The following is a 23,141-nucleotide window of genomic DNA, read 5'->3' on the forward strand; positions in this document are numbered from 1 at the left end:
TGTAGTTAGATTTCCGGGAAATTCCACTCTCACAGATACTTTAGTCAGCATTGAGAATTTAATTGGTACAGCTGGCAACGATACGATTGTTGGTAATGATGCCAATAATCTTCTCAGCGGTGGAGCAGGTAATGACTTCATAGATGGTGGCTTTGGCTTTGACACCATTGATGGTGGTGCTGGAACTGATACCACATCTTATGCTTTCTTTTCTGGTCCAATTGATGCCAATCTCTCCACTGGTGTAGTTAGATTTCCGGGAAATTCCACTCTCACAGATACTTTAGTCAGCATTGAGAATTTAATTGGTACAGCTGGCAACGATACGATTGTTGGTAGTAGCGCCAATAATGTTCTTAACGGTGGGGCTGGTGATGACTATATAAAAGGTGGCAGCGGACAAGATGTACTGTATGGTGGTGTTGGCGCGGATAAATTTGTCTTCGATAGCTTCTACGACGGCGTTGACATTATCAAAGACTTTGAGTGGAAAGAAGGTGACAAAATTCAGATTTCTAAGTATGGCTTTGGCGCTACCTCTAACAGCCAGTTCAGCTATGACTACAATAATGGAAACTTATCCTACAATGGAAGCCTATTCGCTACCATCGAGAACAAACCTTCTGGCTTTAGTACTAATCTAGACATTGTGTTGGTGTAACAACCTGTTGAAGTTATTAAATAGAAAAGGCGGTAGGGGATGACTATAACAGGGGTAAAACCCGAACAAGCATTTTCAATAAATAAATTCTCCAATTCGGTTATAGTCCGATGAAACACTTTCAAGTTCTGTGCGCTCTTGGTCTTGGTACAGCCATCTCAGCAAGCCTGAACCTGCTGACTTCTCTTCACCGTGCAATAAGTAATTAGATACTTTTTGATCTGGAAATCCCTAAACGATCAAGATTTTTTCTTATCCAAAAATCTTTCTGCTATTGAGCTTGTTCATCAATTAACATCAAATGTTAGAGTGCGATCGCACTCTATTTTTTGGCTATTTTGACTTGGGGCATTGCATAAAAATTCGGCATCAAAGGTTTAAACATCACAGCGATCCCTTTGCTCTGTAAATGCTTTATTTTGTAACAAAATCTGTAACAGCAATGCTGTTTTACCTAGTACTCGTCTAAATTGATGAGAAATCTACGGGTAATCCCGGAATTTAAGGGTTGATGTTACTAAAAGATATACGAGATTATCAGATTTTATTTTTGGGCTTGTTCCTAGTCTTGGGAATCGGTACACGAGATTGGACGCTGCGACCAGAATTGATTGGGGTAGCGATCGCCACAAGTCTTACAACTCAATGGATATTGTCATTAGTTATTGGTCATTGGTCATTAGCCAACAACAAAGGACAAAGTCTAAATTTGCGCAGTGCTTTAATTACCTCACTGGGACTGAGTTTACTGTTGCGGGCTGACCACTGGACGACAATGGCAATAGCCGCAGCAATTGCGATCGCTAGCAAATTTATTTTTCGAGTCGGCGATAAGCATTTCTTCAATCCTGCCAACTTTGGCATCATATCTGCCTTGATTCTCACCTCTGATGCTTGGGTTTCGCCGGGACAATGGGGTGAAGAATGGTGGTATGGGCTATTATTTCTCGGTACTGGCGGCATGATTTTGCAGCGCATTGGTCGCTGGGACACCACAGCAGCTTTTTTGGGTTCCTACTCTTTGCTAGAGGCGATTCGCAATCTCTGGCTGGGTTGGACTTGGGATGTTTACTGGCATCGATTGATGAGTGGGTCTTTGCTGCTGTTCGCCCTATTTATGATTACAGATCCGCGATCAATCCCCAATTCCCGAATTGGGCGCGTAGTTTGGGCAGTTTGTATCGCTGGATTAACTTTTATCCTGCGAAATTATTTCTTTGTTTCCACAGCCGTTTTCTGGGCGCTGTTTGCTCTTGCACCGTTGAGCATCCTGCTAGATGTTTTCTGGTTAGCCCCAAGGTTTGCTTGGCAAGAGAAAGATGAGGAAGCAGGGAAGGCAGAGGGAGTAGGGGGAACTTCTTACTCAGCATTCCTAACTCCTAACTCCTCACTCACCACTCAGCACTAAAAAAGATAGAGGTATAAAATGAAGTTTTTTCGACTTTTAACACCATTATTGTTGGCAATTGTAGCTGTTTTGTGCTTTGCACCAGCAGCTTGGGCATTTTGTGGATTTTATGTAGCCAAAGCTGATACAAAATTGTATAACAAAGCTTCTCAGGTAGTGATCGCGCGGGATGGCGAACGCACTATCCTAACAATGGCAAACGATTTTCAAGGCGAAGTCAAAGATTTTGCAATGGTAGTACCAGTGCCAACGGTGCTGCAAAAAGAACAAGTTCGTGTCACTGAACCGAAAATTATCGAGCGCCTAGATGCTTTTAGTGCGCCGCGATTAGTAGAATATTTCGACCCAGATCCTTGTGCCCCAGTTTATGATAGAGAGTTATCAGCAGCACCAGCGCCAGCAGCGGCGAGAAGTGAGGCGGGGAGTGCAACGGGCGATGCTAGCTTGGGTGTGACGGTTGAAGCACGTTTTAACGTTGGCGAATACGACATTGTGATCCTCAGTGCGAAAGAATCTGGTGGATTGGAAACTTGGCTTAAACGCAATGGCTACAAAATCCCCAGAGGTGCGAAACAGTTACTTCAGCCTTATATTCGCTCCTCAATGAAATTCTTTGTTGCTAAAGTCAACTTGGATAAATTCGAGCAATCTGGCTATCAGTTCCTCCGTCCGCTACAAATTTCTTACCAATCGCCTAAATTTATGTTGCCAATTCGTTTAGGCATGATCAATGCTACGACAGAGCAGGATTTAATTGTCTACATCCTCTCGCCCCAAGGACAAGCAGAAATCACCAACTATCGGACGGTAAAAATTCCCTCTGACGCGAATATTCCCTTATTTGTCAAAGAAGAATTTGGTGAATTTTATAAATCTATGTTTCAAACTATCTACACCAAAGAAGACAGGAAAGTTGGTTTTTTAGAATATGCTTGGGATATGGGTAGTTGCGATCCTTGTTCTGCCGAACCCCTGACTCCAGAAGAACTCAAGCAAGCAGGTGTATTTTGGCTAGATGATAATTCTACAAGTAATGTGCCAGTACCCCCCAGTTTTCGTCGTCCCTTTCCTAGAAGTAACGTTTTCATCTCTCGATTGCATGTTCGCTATACCCGCGACAAATTCCCTGAAGACTTGATATTTCAACAAACTGCCAACAGTGAATCTTTTCAAGGACGCTATGTTTTGCAACATCCGTTCCAAGGGGAACTTAAATGTCAGGCTGGTAGAGAATATAAGCAGTCTTTACCCAAACGTTTTGAACAAGAGGCGCAAACTCTAGCTAAACTAACCAACTGGAAAATTCAAGATATTCGCAACAAAATGAAGTTGAGTGTAGGTAATCTGCGGTATTCTTGGTGGGAAAATTTATTATCCTGGCTGAGATTGTATTAAGGAGGATGGGGAGTGAGGAGTAAGATTAATTCAAAAAATCCAATTTGATAATTTCCTTTACTTATTTTTTCTTAGCTAATAAGTCTTAGGATCTTGTTGAAAATACTCCTCACACTATCTCGAATAATTGATAGTTAAATTTTTAGCAATTGCCAGAGGTGACTTGCTTCAAGCATGAGTGTGACAGCCCACACAAAGATACTGACGCCAGCTGCGGCGGCTGCAATATCCTTAATCATCCCAATCCGGGTATCCTCTTGTTCTTCTACAAAATCACATAAGATTTCGATCGCACTGTTAAATAATTCGGCAACCAGCATCATCCCTGTTGCTAGTAAAATCAGAGTGACATCAACCCATTGCCGAAAGATAAATGAGAAGCCTAGAACTGGAACTGATAAAACAAGTTTGTAGGCAACGCTAAAGTCAGAGATAACAGCGACATAAAGACCTGTGAGAATAATCTTGAGCTTTTGGATGGGATGATAACCCAGTATGCGGTCTTTTTTATATTTTTTGCGATCGCTCATAGTTTTGTAACGAGAAAACATATATTTCACTTTCAAACTATTGTGTCAGAAATCAGACGTTTACTAGTGTAGTGATACTTGCGAAATAACTGTTTTATAGTAATCTGCCAGAAAAATTCTGATTTTTATCTAGTGGTGAACTCCTTACCCTGAATCTACTTATAGGGTGGAGATAAAAGCGGTAAATTGAGTGTATCACCAAGCTCTATGAGCAAACGTGGTGAGTTTGAGAACCTGAGCAACCAGGATATTAAGGCGCTCGATGTCTTAAGAATCTCTCTCACTGAAGCCAGGAAAGTGTCAAATCTCCCAATAGTCTATGCCCGTTCCCCACTTCCTTGTAAAAAATATCTAGTATCTTAAGGAAAGGTAATTCTTCGGGTATTGTTATACGCAATACTAAGATATTCTTGCTTTCTTCGCCAAGATTGTCATGGTTCAATTCGATGAACAGCTACGCCGCTTAGTTACAGAAGCCTGTAGACACCAACGTGGAAGCCCTCAGCGCCAGAAGCTGCTCACGCAAATTATTCGCTTGACAGCAAGTAGACTTTGGAGGGAAACTACTCCTTACTATCAAGACGCACTACAACAAACTTGGTTGTATTTCTGTCGCAATGTTTGTGAAGGTATGACAGGCCAAACCTACGATCCCAGTTATGGTAGTGTGATCACCTGGCTGAATGCTTACCTAAAACGGAGACTACAAGACTTTTACCTTAACCAGAACCGAGAACAAGCCACAACAGTCCCTTTGAGAATTCGTCAGTATACATCTGGTGGAACAAGTGAAACTATCGATCCTGTAGATAACCTACCGGCTAGCCCCCAAGCACCTCCGATTTTGGAAGACTTGGAGATATGGGCGAAGACAGATTCGGATGGAGAACTGCGCGGTACTTATATTAAAGGGCGTCCAGATGTAAATTGTCAGGTGTTAATTCTCAAACGCTTACCTCCAGAAGTTAGCTGGAAAGATTTATCTGAGGAATTTAGGTTGTCAATTCCGACATTAAGCAGTTTTTATCAACGCCAATGTTTACCGCGTTTGCGTAAGTTTGCAGAATTGGAGGGATTATTATGAACGGTGCTGTTAGCGAATAGCTAGGGTTGAGCCAGTGCTGAGTCAGAAGTATTACTGATGAATCTCCTTACTTTCAGCCGAGGTATTCATTCCTCGGAATTAATTTTATGCCTAAGCCTAGTACCGCAAGGCAAAAGTCAAAAGTCAAAAGTCAAAAGAAATACAGTGTAAACGTTTCGTTGATTTGAAATAGGTTGTTTATTTCCGCTGCGCTGTACTAGTTAATTTTACTTTTTACTCAGCACTATTTCGGTGGGTTTTTGTTTAAGGTTTGCGATCGCCTTTTAACTATACTTTGCTAATCAAGTTTCACTGCGATCCCAACAAATAAGAAGATTGTGGAAGCTCAAAGATTGGTGAGGGATGGGAATGGTAACATTACCCTGTTAGCCTAATAGTTGATCCTATGTGTTTCTGGTTATCACCTACCTCTCATCATGCTTATGGCTAAAACAACTAGGATTTTTGGCGCGAATTCTCTAAAGTTTAAAAACAGGGGTCGGGAAACGTCAAGGACGCGCTGGCTCACCCCCCTAGCTCACTTTTTACGTTTGCCTTTGTACTTCCTGGTCGCTTTGCTATGCATTGTCGGTTCACCAGTGCTAGCAAAAGTTCCTAGCTCAATCAATTCTTTATCCCAATTGCCAATAAACAGTCTGACATCGCTCGCTGTACCCACTGATGCCGCCTCACTCCTACAGCAAGGCAAAGTTTTATACAGTAATGGCAACTTTGCCAAAGCTGTAGAAGTGTTACAACAGGCTGTCCAAATATATAAGCAGCAAGGGGAGAACCTTGCACTAGCAGTGGTACTGAGTAATCTTTCCCTAGCTTACCAGCAACTCGGTGCATGGAGTCAGGCGCAGCAGGCAATTACAGAAAGCTTAAATTTACTCCAAGGACTGGATGAAAACCAAAATCTGCAAATATTTGCCCAATCGCTAGATATTCAAGGTCGTCTGCAATTAGCAATGGGACACTCTGAAGCGGCTTTGTTAACTTGGCAGCGGACAGAAGAAATTTACAAACAAGCAGATAATCAAAGTGGTGTGGTGCGATCGCTAATCAATCAAGCACAGGCGTGGCGCACCCAAGGATTTTACCCACGGGCGATCAAAACACTCGATCGAATAAGTCAGACGTTAAAATCTCAACCAGATTCTATAGAAAAGACAGTGAGTTTGCGATCGCTCGGTGATGCCCTTTTGGTATTGGGCGATTTGAAAAAGTCACGCCAAGCACTAGAAGAAAGTCTGATCATTGCTCGAAACCTGCAATCAAGTGCTGATATTGGGGCTAGTCTATTCAGTTTGGGAAATAATGCCCGTAAACAAAACCAAAAGGAACAGGCGATCGCCTATTATCAACAAACAGTCGCAGTATCTCCCTCACCTCTAACAAAAGTTCAAGCACAACTCAATCACCTGGGACTACTGATTAAAGATAAAGAATGGGCAAAGGTTCAAACTTTTTTGCCGTCGATTGAGTCCCAACTCGACCAACTTCCCCTCAGCCGTGCGAGTATTTACGCTCAGGTTAACTTTTCACAAAGTTTGGCAAAAGTCAAGAGTGGTGTATTACAAGCATCAAGTCAGAATTTTTACTCAAGATTAAGAACAAAAGACTCAGCAAAATTACTTGCTAGTGCCATCCAGCAATCCCGCAGTTTAGGGGACAAGCGGGCAGAGGCTTATGCTCTGAAGAGTTTAGGCGGCTTGTACGAAGAAACCAGACAGTGGTCAGAAGCACAAGACCTGACCCGGCAAGGATTAGCTTTGGCACAGAGTAGCAATGCACCAGAAATTACCTATAGCTTGGAGTGGCAGTTAGGTAGATTGCTCTGGGCAAAAAAAGATATTAATGGTGCGATCGCCGCTTATGATGCTGCTGTAGACACTCTTGAGTCTCTCCGCAGAGATTTAGTAGTAAATAAAGATGTAGTGAACCAGGATGTGCAATTTGACTTCCGAGACAGTGTAGAACCCGTCTACCGCCAGTCAGTAGAGTTACTGCTGCAATCTCAAAAAGGAAAACCAAATGAAAAAATATTGGAGAAAGCACGCCAGCGGATTGAAGCACTCCAACTAGCAGAATTAGACGACTTCTTTCAGGAAGCTTGTCTGCAAGGTCAGAAAGTAGCCCTCGATCGAGTAGTAGACAAAGATAATTCCAAGGCTGCCATCCTTTATCCAATTATTCTTCGTGACGAACTCCAGGTAATTGTCAAAATTCCTAAACAACCTCTGCAAAGCTACAGTACCAAGATTTCCCAAGCAGAAGTAGAGAAACTTTTAATAAAACTGCGAAGAAATCTTGTCAATCCAACTGCTACTAAGATCGTCCAAAGCCAATCGCAAGAAGTTTACAGCTGGCTGCTTAAACCCATTGAGTCACAACTGCAAAAAAGTAGCGTCGATACCTTAGTCTTCGTCTTAGATGTCCCATTACGCAATTTACCAATGGCAGCTCTCTACGATGGTAAACAATACTTGGTAGAGAAATATGCGATCGCCCTGAGCGTCGGTCTACAACTCCTCGACCCGAAACCGCTAATTAAACAGCAGCTGAGAGCGCTAACCGCCGGATTGACTCAGCCGCCGCCAGGATTTCCCAAGTTTGCACCATTGCTGGCGATCAAATCTGAATTTGACGGTATTGCTAAAGCAGGAGTTTCGACAACCAGCCTACTTGATAGAGATTTTAAGAAAAAGAATTTGGAAAGTGAAATTGGTGCTGCTTCATTCAACATAGTGCATTTGGCAACCCACGGTCAGTTTAGTTCCCGCCTTGAAGACACTTTTATTTTAGATTTTGATGGTCAGATCAATGTCAAAGATTTTGATACTCTCTTCCGCAGTCAGAGTAAAACCGTAGTAGAATTATTAGTCTTGAGTGCTTGCCAGACAGCAACAGGAGACAACCGTGCAGCACTCGGTCTAGCAGGAGCAGCTGTCCGAGCTGGGGCACGTAGTACCATAGCTTCCTTGTGGCAGATTGATGATGAATCAACAGCGATGTTTGTTAGTGCCTTCTATCGAGAACTCAAGAGTGGCAAAATCACCAAAGCCGAAGCAGTCCATCGTGCCCAGCTACAACTGCTGAAACATCCCAACTACAAAGCGCCAAGCTTTTGGTCTGCCTATGTATTGATTGGTAATTGGTTGTGATTTGGGGGAGCTAATCTTCCAATTGTTCGCTCAAATTGTCCGCTCAAAATTTGGCAAACTATCTGCTAGTTGATAAGCCGCTTTTAGCAGCTTGAAGCTATCTTGAGAAAAGTATAAATACTCAAAATCTCTATCTCATAGATCATTTCAATATACAATCTTTTAATTTTATGGGCTATTTTTACTTAATCCCCAGTCCCCAATTCTCTTTTTCCAGTATTCAATTTTGTGGCATAAATTTATTGAATGCGGGTGATATATACATAGCAGCATTGAACCCTAGAAATTGACTTATGAATAACTCCACCTATCAGCTAGATGATTTCGCTTTAACATTGCCGATTTCCCAAACAGCTCGCACAACTGCCCAGCAATTTGCTAACCAGCAACCAAATCCTGAAAAAGCAGAGCAAATCCGGCTGAATACTTTAGCTGTATGGGTGGTGAATGACTACTTGCAGATGATGGATATTCCTACTGACCTTCAAGCTAGTGACAGTTGGAACCCGATCATGCGTCTTTGTGGGGATGTGGCTGATTTAGAAGTGCCCTCAATTGGCCGTCTGGAGTGTCGCCCTGTGCATCTGCATCAACAGATATGTTCTATTCCTCCAGAAACTTGGGAAGAACGGGTGGGTTATTTAATAGTTCAATTTGATGAATCGCTTGAAGAAGCAAGGCTGCTTGGTTTTATCCCTAGTGTGGCAACTGAAACAGTTCCTTTAGCGCAACTGCAACCATTAGAAGCGTTTATTGACTATATCTGGCAACTACGTCAATCCCCAGTTAATTCATTAGTGAATTTGAGTCAGTGGTTTGCTGGTATATTTGAAACTGGCTGGGAGACTATTGAATCGCTATGGAACGTGCCGGAACTCAGGCCAACTTATGCCTTTCGCAGTATTGAAACTTTGGAATTAGATACGCTCAAACAACCAGAATTAATTACTAAACGGGCAAAAGTGATTGATTTAGGTATCCAAATCCACAACCAACCTGTGATGTTGATTGTGGAAATTAGTCCCGAAAAAGATCAACAAACTAGTATTCATCTCCAATTGCACGCTACTGGAAATCAAATCTACTTGCCACCAGGAGTTCATCTCACTGTTATAGATAGTTCAGGAGCAATATTTCTCGACGCTCAATCTAGAAAATTAGACAACTACATTCAATTGCGATTTCGTGGTGAACCTACAGAGCAATTTAGTGTTAGGGTAGCTTTGGATAATATCAGTATCACCGAATATTTCCAAATTTGAAATATGTAGCTATCTTCCCTCTTTCTCAGTAATTTATTAAGTGATAACTGATTAATTAAAAATTAAAAATTAAAAATCCAAGCCAGCTTTTAGGGATTTTGGAAAAAAGCTGTAGACGCATGTGAGACTTGCGATCGGATATAAGAACAGGGCACGATCTTGCACAGGGAGATAGCGACGGTTATGAGTAAATTAGTGGCGATCAAATTTGGAGAGGGTAGTTTTGAGCAGGGGTTTGCTGTCACCCTCCAAATTGGTGAAGAACACGAGCGTGCTACAACCGAAATCGCAGGGAGGCTACCTTCATTCCCGGAAATGCCACTCTATTATAGTCATTGGCAGTCTAGTTATCGGCAGATAGGCTATCGTTATCGCCTCCATGCTGACCAAATGCAGGTGACGAATGTATCGATGGTTCAAGACTGCGAAAACGCTTCTCATATTTTGCGGGCACGCTTTAATACCTGGCTGCGAGCAGAGGAGTTTCGCCCTCTGAGGGAAAAATGGTTAGAAAGATTATCGTCCAACGACGAAGTACGGGTGATTTTGCAAACAGAAAATAGCCAATTGCAGCTATTACCCTGGCATCTGTGGGACTTGTTAGAACGCTATCCCAAAGCTGAAATTGCCCTTTCTTCACCATCTTACGATCGCATTCACAAGCCACGCGCTCTCAATCAATTAGTCAATATTTTGGCAATTGTGGGCAATAGTCAGGGGATTGACACCCAAGCCGATCAAGCTTTACTGCAACAGTGTAGTAATGCAGAGGTGAGCTTTTTGGTAGAACCACTGCGTAAGGACTTGACTGAACATCTCTGGGGAAAAAACTGGGATATTCTTTTCTTTGCCGGACACAGTTCTAGTCATGTAAATGGAGAAAGCGGGCGAATTTACCTGAATAGAACTGATAGTCTTACCATTGGCGAGTTAAAGTACGCTCTCAAAAAAGCTATTGAAAATGGTTTGCAATTAGCTATATTCAACTCCTGTGATGGATTGGGATTGGCGCGAGAATTAGCTGATTTGCAAATTCCTCAAATGATCATTATGCGTGAACCTGTCCCAGACCAGGTTGCCAAGGAGTTTTTAAAGTATTTTCTCCAAGGCTTTGCTGGTGGCGAGTCTTTATATCAAGCGGTACGCCAAGCGCGGGAACGCTTGCAAGGACTTGAGGATAGATTTCCTTGTGCAACTTGGCTACCAGTGATTTGCCAAAATCCGGCGCAGATTCCACCGACTTGGGATGAATTAAGGTCTACAAAATCTGAAGATGAAGATAAAGCAAATTTACCTTTGTCTAACAGACGCAGATTTAAGAGAACTGTGTTATCCAGCTTGGCAGTCACAGCTTTGGTTTTTGGTGTGAGATTGTTGGGATTGCTAGAAAATCCAGAGATTCAAGCCTTTGACCTAATGATGCGATCACGCCCCGCAGAAGGACTTGATCCTCGACTGTTGATCATCACAATTGACGATGACGATCTAGCAATTCAAAGACAAAATGGCGAGTCCTTGATTGGAGCTTCTATTTCTGAAAAATCTCTTAATAAACTCTTAGCAAAACTGAATCAATACCAACCCCGCGCGATCGGCTTAGATGTCTACCGTGATTTTAAGGCCAAAGAGCCAGATTTAATTACTCGTCTCCAGCAAACTCAGAACTTGGTTGGCGTATGCAAGGGGAGTGATAGCACAGAAAATATCAAAGGGATTAAGCCACCGCCAGAAATCCCCCCAGGAAATCTGGGATTCAGTGACTTTATTCACGATCGCGATGGAGTTATTCGTCGGCATCTTCTGTTCATGAATCAGGAGACGACATCATTGTGTTCTGCTGAATATTCCTTCAGTTTACAACTAGCATCTCTTTATCTGCGCCCTTTAGGAATTCAAACAGAGTTCACCCGTGAAGGATATTTGCAGTTGGGTAAGACTATTTTTCCGAATCTGAAGTCTCGTACTGCTGGCTATCAAAATATTGATGCTAATAGCGGTCAAATCTTACTCAACTATCGGTCTCCAAAAGAAATAGCCGAACAGGTAAAGCTAACGCAATTTTTATCTAGTCCGGTTAATCCCAGCGCCATCAAAGACCGGATTGTTCTGATTGGTGTGACTGCAAAGGGTGATTCTCCAGACACCTGGCCGACACCTTATGGAATTCCTTTAGATGAGCAAATGCCAGGAGTACTGGTACAAGCTCACATGGTCAGCCAGATCCTTGGTGCAGTTCAGGATGGGCGGCCGTTGCTGCGGGCTTGGTCATGGTGGACTGAGGTCGCCTGGATTTGGGGCTGGTCTTTGATCGGGGGAATCCTGGTTTGGCGCAAGCTTTCGTTACCCTGGTTGGCATTGGCAATCGGTGTTACTTCTAGCGTTTTGTATGTAGTTTGCTTTGGTCTGTTAATTTCAGGTGCTTGGGTACCTTTTGTACCGTCAGTTTTATCGCTTGTAGCTATGGCGAGTTTGATGTCAATTTATAATAATTCAAAAATAAAAGTTCGGGCGGGGAATGGGGAAGAAGTAAGGAAGCAGAGGAGCAAGGGAGCAGGGGAGAAGTTGCTGTGAGTTTTTCCCCCTCTGCCCCTCAGCCTCTTGTGCCCAATCTAAAATCTAAAATCCTATGAGGTCAGGTTTCTATGAATTTAAATTCACAACCGATAAAACTGTTTTTAGTAGTAGCTTTTAGTTGTACTAATTTATTAGTTAACCTGATTCCAGTACTGGCGAAACCAACCCCTAATCGCTCTGACGCTAAAACAACCCTTGCTCAAGCCACAACTTTTACTCAACCTCCAATTCCACCTGGTTCCCCTCCTGGAGGTCGTGTTCGTGGTGGAGCAAAGCGCGGGGAACCTGCATGTCCTACACCTAAAATTGACTTGACTGCTTTAGTACCCTTTACTCTGGAAGCTAACTCTGTAATTAATGTCTGGGGACAAACAACAGTAGAATATCCAAGTTGGTTTTTCTATGTGCCATATACTAAAGATTCGCCATATACAGTTGAATTTGTGTTGCAAGATGCAGACGCTAACGAGGTATACAAAAAAGCGATCGCTCTACCGGATAAACCAGGAGTCATCCGCGTTTCTTTGCCTAGCACTGCTCCCACTTTAGCAGTAGGCCAACAATACCGCTGGTTTTTCACCATTAACTGTGACAAGCAGCAGAATGCTCCCCCAACTTTTGTTGAAGGGGTAATAAAACGAGTTAACCTCACTCAAGCAACAGTCAAAGAACTAGAAACGGCAGAACCTCTAAAGCGCTATACTATCTATGCCCAAAAAGGGATATGGTACGAGGCACTGACGACGTTGGCTGAACTACGTCAAAAAAATCCTCAAAATCCAGCCCTGAAAGCAGAGTGGCGAAATTTATTAGGCAGCATTCGCTTAGACGATGTTGCCGAAGAACCCATTCTTCCAGGAACACCTTAAACTAGGAAAATAATGTTTAGTTAAGCCAATATTTGATAGTAGAGACATTGCAATGCAACATCTCTACAGAGGTGTTGTTTAGTTTACAGCAGCACTCACTAAACCATTGTGCCTGAGCAAAGCGATCGTACTTGGTTCGCGACCCCGGAAAGTTTGAAACACCTCCATTGGATGCTTGCTACCACCGAGTGCTAGCACTGTATCCCGATAACGCTGACCTGTAGCTTTTATTGCTTCTTCATTTTCAAGCCCAGCTTCTTCAAAAGCGGCAAAAGCATCAGCACTAAGTACTTCAGCCCATTTGTAACTGTAGTAACCTGCTGCATAACCACCCTCAAAAATGTGCCCAAAAGAACATAATATTGAATCTTCTGGAAGTGGTGGTAAGACAGTAGTAGTCTTGGCTATACGATGACGTACATCTGCTGGAGTTTCATTGCTACCGGAACGATAGCGGTAGTGTAGTTCTAAATCAACACTGCTAAGGTGAATTTGCCGTAACATACCAGTACCACTCATATAATTACGCGCCGCTAGCAGCTTTTGATAATAATGCTCTGGCAGGGCTTCTCCAGTTTCGTAATGTTTCGCCATGCCAAACAAAGTGGGTCGCTCATAACACCAGTTTTCCATAAACTGACTGGGCAGTTCCACAGCATCCCATTCCACATTATTGATGCCTGCGGCTCCAGCATAATCAACCTTGGTGAGCATGTGGTGCAATCCATGACCAAACTCGTGGAACAAAGTCTCTACTTCATAGAAAGTCATCAAACTCGGCTTGCCATCTACTGGGGGCGTTTGGTTACATATCAAATAAGCCACAGGCAATCGGATGGCAGTTGCACCATTTTCAGTTTTGGCACGATTGATGCATACATCCATCCAAGCACCACCGCGTTTTTCTGTTGGACGGCTATAGGGGTCTAAGTAGAAGTAGGCAATGGGAGAACCAGTTTCATCGGCTATTTGGAAATAACGGACATCTTTATGCCATATTGGGGCTTGACCATCAGCTGGAGTTACAGTAACACCAAACAGTCGCTTAACAAGTCCAAACAAGCCATCTAGCACTTGGGGAAGGGGAAAGTAGGGACGTAATTCTTCAGCGGTAAAGGCAAATTTTGCTTCTCGTTGGCGTTCTGCCCAAAAACTGATGTCCCAATGTTTTAAATCCTGATATTCTTCTCCATAAGATGCAGCAAAAGCTTGGAGTTCTTTTAAGTCTTTGACAGCAGCATCGTAACTGGCCTGGCGTAGTTCTTCTAATAGTGCTTCAACTGCCTCAACATTAGGAGCCATTTTACTTGCAAGGCTCAACTCGGCAAAACTCTTAAAGCCAAGTATATCTGCGAGTTCTTGCCGTAACTCCAAAATACGCCCAATTAAAGGATTATTATCTAAATCACTGCTAGAAGCGCGAGTGATATGAGCTTTGTAGAGCTTTTCACGCAAATCTCGACGGGTGCTGTGTTGCATGAAAGGGCCGTAGCTAGGGAAGTCTAAAGTAATGCGCCAAGGGCCATTTTCTGATGTGGCATTCTCTTCTTTTGCCGCCCGTGCAGCTTGGGCGGCTAAACTCACCAAACTTGGTGGTAAACCGTCAATTTCCGCTTTTGTTATCAGGGTTAAGCTAAAGGCTTTTGTGGCATCAAGTACATGGTTAGAGAATTTAGTCGAAAGTTCTGCCAACTCCATCTGAATAGCGTTGAAACGCTCTCTTTTCTCTCCTTTTAAGCCAACACCAGAAAGTTCTGCATCTCGAATGGCGGCTTCTACAATCCGCTGTTGGGCTAATTCTAAAGTTACCCAACTATCACTGCTACGGAGTGCCTTAAAAGCATTGTAGATAGGTTGGCTTTGACCGAGTTTGTTGATAAATTGTACAACTAGTGGCTGTACAATTTCATGAGCTTCGCGCAGTTCTGGGCTATTTTTAACACCCATTAAATGATTTACCACCCCCCAACTCCAGGTAAGCCGTTCTGTCAGCTTTTCTAAGGGTTCTACTAAACCACTCCAAGTGGGCTGTACACTACCCTCTAAGGTAGCAAGTTGCTGGTCAAGTTCTGCTAGCAACTGATTGAAGGCTGCTACTACTCGTTCTGGTTTAATCTCTGTAAAGGAAGGTAAACCAGTGCCTTGGAGTAAGGGATTATCGGAAATAATGGTACTTGCACTCATGATTTTGTGTGAACTGCAAACGAAAAAAAATCATTGTTGATTTTTGTTTATATATCTTCTAATGTAACGATCACTGTGCTATTTAGTATCGCCATTGTGGCAAAAAAGTAAAAAAAACGATAATTCCTCACAAAAGTATCCCGATACGATTATTTTTTTTAGTTTATGAAGTTGCGATCGCATATCGTCGGGGCTTCGCATCGGTAGCAGGGTGCATTTACCTACCTGAATCTAACTAAAGGCAATCGCCAAAAGACACGCTCGCGTACTATGTCAAACAGGTAAATCCTCCGTCAGCATGGGCATTACCTTGAAAGCGCAGTTTCAGCTCAAGAATTCCGCGTTTTCAAGGTGTGGAAGCGTACAACAAATTACCTAAGCGTCAGCGAGTGTCCTTACCAAACCAAAAAGGAAGCTTCATATTTCCATATTTATGATATTATTTGGCAACTCATCTTTTTACTCGTAAAATCGAAGACAAGATCGAGGTCAGTAAAAAAGAGTCCCTAAATTAATGAATACGTTAATCAGTCAGGGTGGAAGAGCTATCACTAAATTTCAGGTGGTAGACCGGATAAACGATATCGCGTGGCAAGCTCACCAAGGCAGCGTTGCGGCAATTATTCAGCTATTGAACGAAAAGCTAGCCCAGTCTTGTGTCAGAACTAGAGCCATTTTTTCTGATGGTGTCTTACAAATTCTGTGCGAGGCAGCTAAAGTAGAGCAACTAGAGCAATCTCCCTTAGTAGAACAAATCCAGCAAATTCTTGAGTCTATCGCCCCACGTCACATTCGCCGCGTCAAGATCAACAGTCGGATTGTTCGAGAACAACAATTGCTATGGTTAAAAGAAATAGATAGCGATCGCGAGAATCAATTGCTTTGGTCACAGGAAATTACATTAATTCAGCCCAATATTGTCAAGCAATTAATTAAAGATATTACAGAAGCTCAAGCTGAACTAGGAAAACCAAATTATCCAAAAACTCAAGTCTCTCGTTCTTTAGTACTCATTCACAAAGAAAAATCCAAAAATAAACCTAAAACAAAGATATTAGCAGCGGCTGGTTTCTGCTCGCTATTGTTGTTTAGTTGGGTTGTTTATACCCAGCTAGGTAATATGAAAAATTTAATACAACCAGAAACTTCCAAATCTTTAACTACAGAAAATATTAACGGCAGGAAAGCCCAAACACCATCTCGCTCTCCTAACAACAGCTTTTCTGAGCCATCTGACGATCCATTTCAAATATCTGTGCGAATTGCCAACCAAGCTTCTGCATCAGGAAAAACGGCTACAACCTCAACTCAATGGTTAGAGATTGCTGCTAAGTGGCAACGGGCTTCAGATTTAATGAGTACTGTACCACAAACCCACAGCCGTTATCAAGAAGCTAAGATTCGTACTCAACTTTATAAAAAATACAGTGAGGCGGCACAGAAAGAAGCAGATAAGAGCAAATCTTAGTTTTTTTTGATTGGAATACGATTAGTGATTAGTATTCTAGCAGTAGGCAATGGATTATTTACTTCTCATGCTTCACCCAAGCGCATAAAATGAATTTCAATGGCTAAGGTTTTTTTGGGGAATAGGAGCAAATTCCCCACTTGATAATATTAGTTGTACCATTGAATAGGCGCGAAAGGGGTTTTGATAACATATATAGCAAAGTGCTGAGTGCTGTTAGCGTCAGCGGAGCGTTTAGCCCGTGCTGAGTAAAAACCCAGTTTTGTCAAGGCTTTGAGCGCTCAATACTGTCCTAACCTATGTGACTACAGCTATATTTAATTTCTGGATATGTCTATAAAAAAATCGACCTTATTGTGAATAAAGTCGATTGAATCAAACGGATTGATTTGTGGAATCAATCTAAAATTTAAAATCTAAAAAGTGTATATCCTCTAACTCAGGAGTTCTCCGGTTTCTTGCAGGGAGTGCAAGCGGCGGTAAATACCTTTGTGACGCAAGAGTTCATCGTGGCTACCCACTTCTACAATCTTTCCTTGCTCTAGAACGACAATTTTATCAGCTTCCCTGACTGTGCTTAAACGGTGGGCAATAACAATAGTGGTACAAGTGCCCTGGATTGATCGCATTGCTAGTTGAATTGAACGCTCAGATTCATAATCTAAGCTAGAGGTGGCTTCGTCAAAAATTAGTACATCTGGTTCCACTAACAACGCTCTAGCAATTCCCAAGCGTTGTCTTTGTCCTCCAGATAGCCTGACACCTCGTTCCCCCACAATGGTGTAATAACCTTTAGGTAAATGCTGCACTATTTCATCGACTCTGGCAATCCTACAGGCCTCTTGAACCTTTTCTAAACTAGCATCTGGTCTGCCATAAATCAGATTATCTAATATAGTACCGTTGAAAACGTCTACTTCTTGGTGAACGATTGCTAGCCTTCGTCTATACTTACCCACATCCAAAGTACGAATATCTTGACCATCAATTAGAATTTGACCTGCTTGAGGTTCAAAATATCGCAACAGCAATTTCACTAAAGTAGACTTTCCAGAACCAGAACGCCCTACTAATGCCACTGTTTGATATGGCTCAATCAACAAGTTAATATCTTGCAAAACTTGACGGTTGGCATTATATCCAAAACTAACGTGTGATAACTCAACTTTTCCAGTAAATTTATAAGGTGATTCTGTCTGATTACTCTCTTCTAAAAGACTAGCTGAATCAGATATAGTTGGCTCTTGGAGAAATTCGTGAAACCGTAGCATCGGAGAATAACGACGGGCAAAAAGTTCTGCCAAATCGCTAATAGGTTCTAATTCGGCATAAGCCATGCTAGAAAGAGTTAAAGTCATGACAAAGTGACCGAGAGAAATTCTACCGTCCACAGTTGCTGCTAGAGTCAAACCCAGGATAGTAAATACGCAGAATTGAATTACAGTCCTTTGCCAAGTAGCTAGTTTTGTATAACCTTTGTGGATACGATACTCAACCACCGTTAGTTCGCGATTCAAACGTTGCTTTTGCCGCTTTAATTCTTTAGCTTCTGTTGCAAATGCTTTTACCGTTTTGATGTTGGTGATCAGTTCAGAATTGCGGCTTTCCGTATTCTCTCCATATTTATCCAGAACAGTTTCGTGCCAAATCAGCTGCTTTAAATCCTTCAAAGTAAAGCTAAGAATAACTACAAAGGAAATTAGATACAAAATTGCAATTCGCCACTCAATTACTAAGATAAAAACGAAAATTCCTAGTACTCGAACTAGTTTAGGAATCAACTGTCCAGCAATTTCGGGGTATGTAAAAGTGTGGTTAGTAAGACCTCTAGCTATTCTTCCAGCAATGCGTCCAGGGTTATTTTCATCATAAAATTCCAGTGGAAGAGTGAGAATTTTTTCTATAGCTATTTGGGCTTTCTCCCGACGTAACCTTAAGGTTATACCCCAATGAAACCAATGGGTTAACCAGGGTTGTATTGGCGATCTCACTACGGTGACAAGGAATACTAAACCCAGTAATACACTCAAAGATAGAGTTTTAGTAACTGGATAATTGGTGATGTCCGAAAAGGTGGCGATCGCACTTTGAAGTGGTTTGTCCAAAGGTTGACCAGACAAAACGTTTAAAATCTGTCCGATCGCATAAGGAACAACCAAATCAATAATTTCGTAAATGCCGGATGCTGCGATACTAAAAACACTCAGCTTCCAATCAGAGCGAAAGTAATTGACAATATCTTGAAATTTGGCCATGATGCACACCGTCCAAGAGCGCGATCGTAAACTTGGAATCTAAATACTACAAATGTATTACAAATTTAGTCAAGAGCTAGATGACAAATCACTCTTTGGGAGTAGTTAGTAGTTCTTGAGGGAAAAATTCGAGGCGATAGCGGTAGAGAGCAACTGGTCGAGAACCAGCTTTAAAGTAATCTGGTTCTTGGGGTGAAAGATAGACAGCAGTAACTTGATCTGCTTCAATCGCCGGATTAAATGTTGAAAGTTTATGATAAGCCGTAGTAGATTCTACAGAGTTTAAATAAGGGCGTAAACCGCCTTTAAATAGTTGTTGAAACACTTCTGTGGTGATGAACTTGCTATCAGGGGTAGTTTCTGTGGCCCGTGCAGTCACAATGGAAACTAGTTGGCGACTGCTACGTAAGAACGTAATCTGACGATTAGGTGAATCTGGATCTACTTTGACTAATAACACTGCTTCATCCCCTAAATAAGCTCTTGCCAAATTCAAGCTATTAAATGCTCTATCTGCTACTAAAATTGGGGATTTGTAACCTATCTGAGGAAGTATTTTTAACAACCCAGTAATAGATGATTGCTCTTTTATAAATCTTACTACAAAACTCACAGGCTGATTTAATTGTCGGCGATTACCTTCAAATCCTGGTGTTACAATCTCTGGTGCTAAAGGCGCAGCTAAATCTACTAAGGTACTTGTAACTTTCCAGGTACCAGCCATCCATTCCGGGTAAACCAAATCACCCGAAGCTGGTTGTACTGAAGTTAATTTTTCCCACTGAGGAAAATTTGCTAACCGTTCAGACAACTCTCCTGCAATCGCTTCACTACCGCACGATAGGAAAAAAAACAGCAAGCAAAAACTCCAAATTCTCTTCATTACAAACATTAGCAGTTTTGTATTTAACGTTTATTATTTATCGATTAAAAACTAAGTAATTTTCTGTAAACAATTAAATATTTGTGGTAATATAATCAGCTTTATCCCGAGTTTATAGTGATAGCATGACATTAGCATTAAGCATAATTGAAAGGGAGCATCCCACTTTTTATTCAGCGAGCAAAGATTAATCCATTGTACAAATTTATCTGTAGTCTCCAATTCAGGAGCCAGTTTTGTGTGGGGGTTGCCACCGTTGAAGAAACACCAATTGATCGCACACTTTCCGTTCCTGTTGCTCTTTCAGACGGCTGATCTGGACTCATCATTGCCTCTGTTTCATAAGTCCACTCACCGACAAGTTTCTGTAGCCACTGATGTTTCTTTTGTGGCTCAGTATTCATTGTTGGCTCCTGTTGTGTTTTGGTTATCTCCATTGCTTTAGCTCCTTTTGATGAATCATTGAGAAATTGAGGAATGCGATTAGCGCGAATTGCAACACTGTCAGCAAAGCCACCCCAAGAGGCTAGAAACGGGGTAAAATGATGGAAATTCCTGACTTAATAGTACGTAAATACTATCATAGATTGGCTAATTGAGGTTTTTGACTCACAGATGATGCTGTTGGCGAAGTCAAAAGTAGACAGGAATTCCGTAGAGTGTCACCCTAAGATTGGGACGCCTTGTTGCGATCGCACCTTTCGTCAAGCCTCCACAGTTAATCCATTAAATGCCATGTTTCCATAAAAGTATCGCGCTTTGTCCTGGCTTGTAAATCAACTTTTGAACTCGTAAACTAACTTTTGCAACTCGTAAACTAGCTTTTGCGACTCGTAAACTAACTTTTGAACTCGTAAACTAACTTTTGCGACTCGTAAACTAGCTTTTGCGGCTTGTAAACTAACTTTTGCGGCTTGTAAACTAACTTTTGAACTCGTAAACCTGTTATTGTCAACGAATTTCAGCAAATTTACCCCTATTTCTCCTGTCTGCTAAATTCTTCTAAAAAAAACGCAAATATACGCATTGAACGCAAGTTTTTAGCGTTTATATACGTATATTTGCAATAAAATGAAAAACTATTCTAACTTTAATGTACTAACGCGATCGCACGTTTCGTCAACGCTTCAGCAGTTAATCCATTAAACGCCATCAACTCGCCAGCACTAGCTGTAGTTTCGCCACGCTTCCAAGCAAAAGTGTCGCGCTTCGCCCTACTCCGTAACAAAATTGGTTCGAGTACCGCCGCTGCACCACCCGTCACCGCAATTAACGCATCCCCATCAAATAATTCGGCAAATTTTGCATCATCCAAGAAACCGCCTTCAGGTTCAGAACAGGTATCCCACGCGGTATCATTGCTACGATACAATTGCCGAGGATTGATCACAGAAACTATTTTTACGCCAATACCTTCAGTTTCCAAGAAAGCAGCAGCTTCAAATACTGGCATTAATGTCATATCACCAATTACAGCAAATACAACTTTTTTATCGCCAGCGATTTCGTGTAATACTACTGCACCATCGCGTAACCCTTGACGAGTTTGTTCTAAAGTTGTGCGAATTTGCAACGGCGTTTTACTTGCAGTAATTACAATTCCCTTATTCTTACTTTTCAGTGCCCAGTCATAACAGACTTGGATACTGTTAGCATCGGGGGGAAATAATGGAAAAACATTTCCATTTCGCATTAACGAAGCAAAGTAAGCCTCAATTTCTGGACGTTGGTGAGTCCAACCGTTGCGTCCTTGCTCTAATGCGCCAGCTGTGAATAAAGTAATAGTCGAGGGTGTAGGACGGCGTAATTCTGCCATTGCTTGAGTCACAGTTTGCCAAATTGGTACTCCGTTGATGGCAAAAGATTCGTAGGAACACCACAAAGTTCTCGCACCCATTAACGCCAAACCCGCAGCTAAACCGGCACAAGCATCTTCACTCAATGGTTCATAAACTTGTCCGTTTGGTGCTTGATAATATAAATCGTCGGTTGTGGGGTGGATAATCTTTAATGCTTGGTTGATGTTAGCAATTCCAGATGCTTCATTACCATCAGCATTGGTGACAAGGAAATTCCGATCTTTATTTCCAACTATTCCTACCAATCGTCCCATCGCAGTTGTGGAAACTTTGGGTTCGCCACCAACTGCATATTCTTCTAAAGGTAATTCGCCTAATTCTGGCAATGGTAATTCAAATTCTGTCACCACAGTTTTCGCTGCTGGGCCACCACCGGCGCGTTCTGCATTTGTTCTGACTAATTGCCAAGCTTCCGCAGACAAAGCACGGGTTTGCAATGCACTGACAATATGCGGCGCGTCCAGCGTATCTTTAGGATAGAGGTTGTGAGATTTTGCACCCCGCGCGTGGACTCCTGCACCTTTAAGTTGTTTAATGATGAAGACGGTAAGTTTACCACCAAGGGCCGATCGCGCTGCTTTATCCACACCCGAAAGTACTGCTTGAGTAAATTCTAGCCGCTTCTCAAAGGAAAAGGCAGTACTATCAACGTAATCCCCTGGCTGGTCTTGATCATCAAAGTCTTTGGCATCAACTAACACAACTTCATCAAAACCGTTACCTTGCCAATATGCTTGCATCTCTGGGTTGGTTTTTAAAGAAACCATGCTGTGATGTTCTTGGCTGTAACCGTTCCACACTAATATCGGTAAAAAGTTGGTGACAGCAGGATAAGCAGTATGAAAGTGAGTGATCGCACTTACAATATAAGGCTCACCCAATCCACCATCCCCAACTGTAAAGGGGAATAATTTATCTTTGTGTAACAGTGCAGCCGCCATTGCAAAGTGTTGCCCTTGTCCCAAAGGTCCCGCAGGTGCGAGAATACCCGGAATGAAACCAGAAAGATGTCCTAATAATCCGTGTTTTTCTCGGAAGCGATCGCGCAATTGTTGGACTGTAAAAATTCCCATGTCCTCTAGCGAACGATCCAAGAACATGGCACTATAAAATCCGGGGGCGTGGTGTCCGACTTCGGTAATAATGTTCTTGTATCCCAGCATGACAAGAGATGCGTAAGCTTCTGCTTGGCTGGCGAATCCGCCGGGATGCCCAGAAGCCTTACTACCGGTAACTTGCAAAGTCAGGTAGCGTAAGGCATCAGCAGCAAGTAAAGTTTGATATACTGCTGCTTTGTCTGTGGGTGATGCGATCGCTACTTTGCCCGACTCAATAGCAGGAGTTGCACCATAAGTTTCAAAATCTGGTAAAACTTCACCAAAATATTGAATTCCTTCAGAAAAATTGGGAAGCGCTGAAGATGGCTTTGGGGAGATTGCAGTCATGCTGAGTACCTTTTGACGATGAGGTGAAACTGTAGATGCTCGTTGAATTTAACAAAAATTTTACATCTTTGAGGTTGTAACAGTTTATTGCTTTTTT

Annotated in this window: 15 protein-coding genes; 9 read left to right on the forward strand and 6 right to left on the reverse strand. The window is 42.2% G+C overall.

Annotated features, from left to right (window positions below; all coding sequences use genetic code 11):
* The 3 genes from V7K89_RS26715 to V7K89_RS26725 all read left to right on the forward strand — a co-directional run.
* The coding region (locus tag V7K89_RS26715) for a calcium-binding protein (protein ID WP_335192599.1) at positions 1-661 on the forward strand (661 nt) is incomplete at its 5' end.
* Positions 662-1,172: 511 nt separating this feature from the next.
* Positions 1,173-2,069 (forward strand): RnfABCDGE type electron transport complex subunit D, encoded by an 897-nt coding sequence (locus V7K89_RS26720; protein ID WP_335192601.1) that lies wholly within the window; start codon positions 1,173-1,175, stop codon positions 2,067-2,069.
* A gap of 18 nt (positions 2,070-2,087) precedes the next feature.
* Positions 2,088-3,464, forward strand: a complete 1,377-nt coding sequence (locus V7K89_RS26725) for a DUF2330 domain-containing protein (protein ID WP_335192603.1) — start codon at positions 2,088-2,090, stop codon at positions 3,462-3,464.
* 134 nt (positions 3,465-3,598) lie between these two features.
* Here V7K89_RS26725 and V7K89_RS26730 read toward each other — a convergent pair whose 3' ends face one another.
* On the reverse strand, positions 3,599-4,015 hold the full coding sequence (locus tag V7K89_RS26730) for a diacylglycerol kinase (RefSeq protein ID WP_335192605.1): 417 nt from the start codon (positions 4,013-4,015) through the stop codon (positions 3,599-3,601).
* A 412-nt stretch (positions 4,016-4,427) separates the two neighbouring features.
* On the opposite strand from V7K89_RS26730, the gene V7K89_RS26735 reads away from it, so the two are divergent.
* The 5 genes from V7K89_RS26735 to V7K89_RS26755 all read left to right on the forward strand — a co-directional run bounded on the left by V7K89_RS26735 (position 4,428) and on the right by V7K89_RS26755 (position 12,950).
* Positions 4,428-5,078 (forward strand): sigma-70 family RNA polymerase sigma factor, encoded by a 651-nt coding sequence (locus V7K89_RS26735; RefSeq protein ID WP_335192607.1) that lies wholly within the window; start codon positions 4,428-4,430, stop codon positions 5,076-5,078.
* A gap of 443 nt (positions 5,079-5,521) precedes the next feature.
* Positions 5,522-8,245 carry a CHAT domain-containing protein gene (locus tag V7K89_RS26740; RefSeq protein ID WP_442941770.1) on the forward strand — a complete coding sequence of 908 codons (2,724 nt, stop codon included), beginning with the start codon at positions 5,522-5,524 and terminating at the stop codon, positions 8,243-8,245.
* A 293-nt stretch (positions 8,246-8,538) separates the two neighbouring features.
* Positions 8,539-9,507 (forward strand): DUF1822 family protein, encoded by a 969-nt coding sequence (locus V7K89_RS26745; protein WP_335192612.1) that lies wholly within the window; start codon positions 8,539-8,541, stop codon positions 9,505-9,507.
* A 183-nt stretch (positions 9,508-9,690) separates the two neighbouring features.
* Positions 9,691-12,078 carry a CHASE2 domain-containing protein gene (locus V7K89_RS26750; RefSeq protein ID WP_335192614.1) on the forward strand — a complete coding sequence of 796 codons (2,388 nt, stop codon included), beginning with the start codon at positions 9,691-9,693 and terminating at the stop codon, positions 12,076-12,078.
* A gap of 71 nt (positions 12,079-12,149) precedes the next feature.
* Entirely contained in the window at positions 12,150-12,950 is an 801-nt protein-coding gene (locus tag V7K89_RS26755) for a DUF928 domain-containing protein (protein ID WP_335192616.1), read from the forward strand.
* Positions 12,951-13,028: 78 nt separating this feature from the next.
* Here V7K89_RS26755 and V7K89_RS26760 read toward each other — a convergent pair whose 3' ends face one another.
* The gene (locus tag V7K89_RS26760; protein ID WP_335192618.1) at positions 13,029-15,134 is read right to left on the reverse strand and encodes a M3 family metallopeptidase; all 2,106 of its coding nucleotides are present in this window, start codon (positions 15,132-15,134) and stop codon (positions 13,029-13,031) included.
* Positions 15,135-15,648: 514 nt separating this feature from the next.
* On the opposite strand from V7K89_RS26760, the gene V7K89_RS26765 reads away from it, so the two are divergent.
* The gene (locus V7K89_RS26765; protein WP_335192620.1) at positions 15,649-16,602 is read left to right on the forward strand and encodes a hypothetical protein; all 954 of its coding nucleotides are present in this window, start codon (positions 15,649-15,651) and stop codon (positions 16,600-16,602) included.
* A 434-nt stretch (positions 16,603-17,036) separates the two neighbouring features.
* On the opposite strand, the gene V7K89_RS26770 is transcribed toward V7K89_RS26765, so the two are convergent.
* The 4 genes from V7K89_RS26770 to V7K89_RS26785 form a co-directional block, all read right to left on the reverse strand.
* Positions 17,037-18,857 carry an ABC transporter ATP-binding protein gene (locus V7K89_RS26770; RefSeq protein ID WP_335192622.1) on the reverse strand — a complete coding sequence of 607 codons (1,821 nt, stop codon included), beginning with the start codon at positions 18,855-18,857 and terminating at the stop codon, positions 17,037-17,039.
* A gap of 88 nt (positions 18,858-18,945) precedes the next feature.
* Positions 18,946-19,749 carry a DUF6816 family protein gene (locus V7K89_RS26775; protein WP_335192624.1) on the reverse strand — a complete coding sequence of 268 codons (804 nt, stop codon included), beginning with the start codon at positions 19,747-19,749 and terminating at the stop codon, positions 18,946-18,948.
* Between the two features lie 164 nt (positions 19,750-19,913).
* A complete protein-coding gene (locus V7K89_RS26780; RefSeq protein ID WP_335192626.1) occupies positions 19,914-20,177 on the reverse strand; it encodes a DUF1579 family protein in 264 nt (87 codons plus the stop codon).
* A 653-nt stretch (positions 20,178-20,830) separates the two neighbouring features.
* A complete protein-coding gene (locus tag V7K89_RS26785) occupies positions 20,831-23,044 on the reverse strand; it encodes a phosphoketolase (protein WP_335192629.1) in 2,214 nt (737 codons plus the stop codon).
* Between the last annotated feature and the right edge of the window lie 97 nt (positions 23,045-23,141).

The sequence above is a fragment of the Nostoc sp. genome, from assembly GCF_036917515.1.
Taxonomy (GTDB): Bacteria; Cyanobacteriota; Cyanobacteriia; order Cyanobacteriales; family Nostocaceae; genus Nostoc.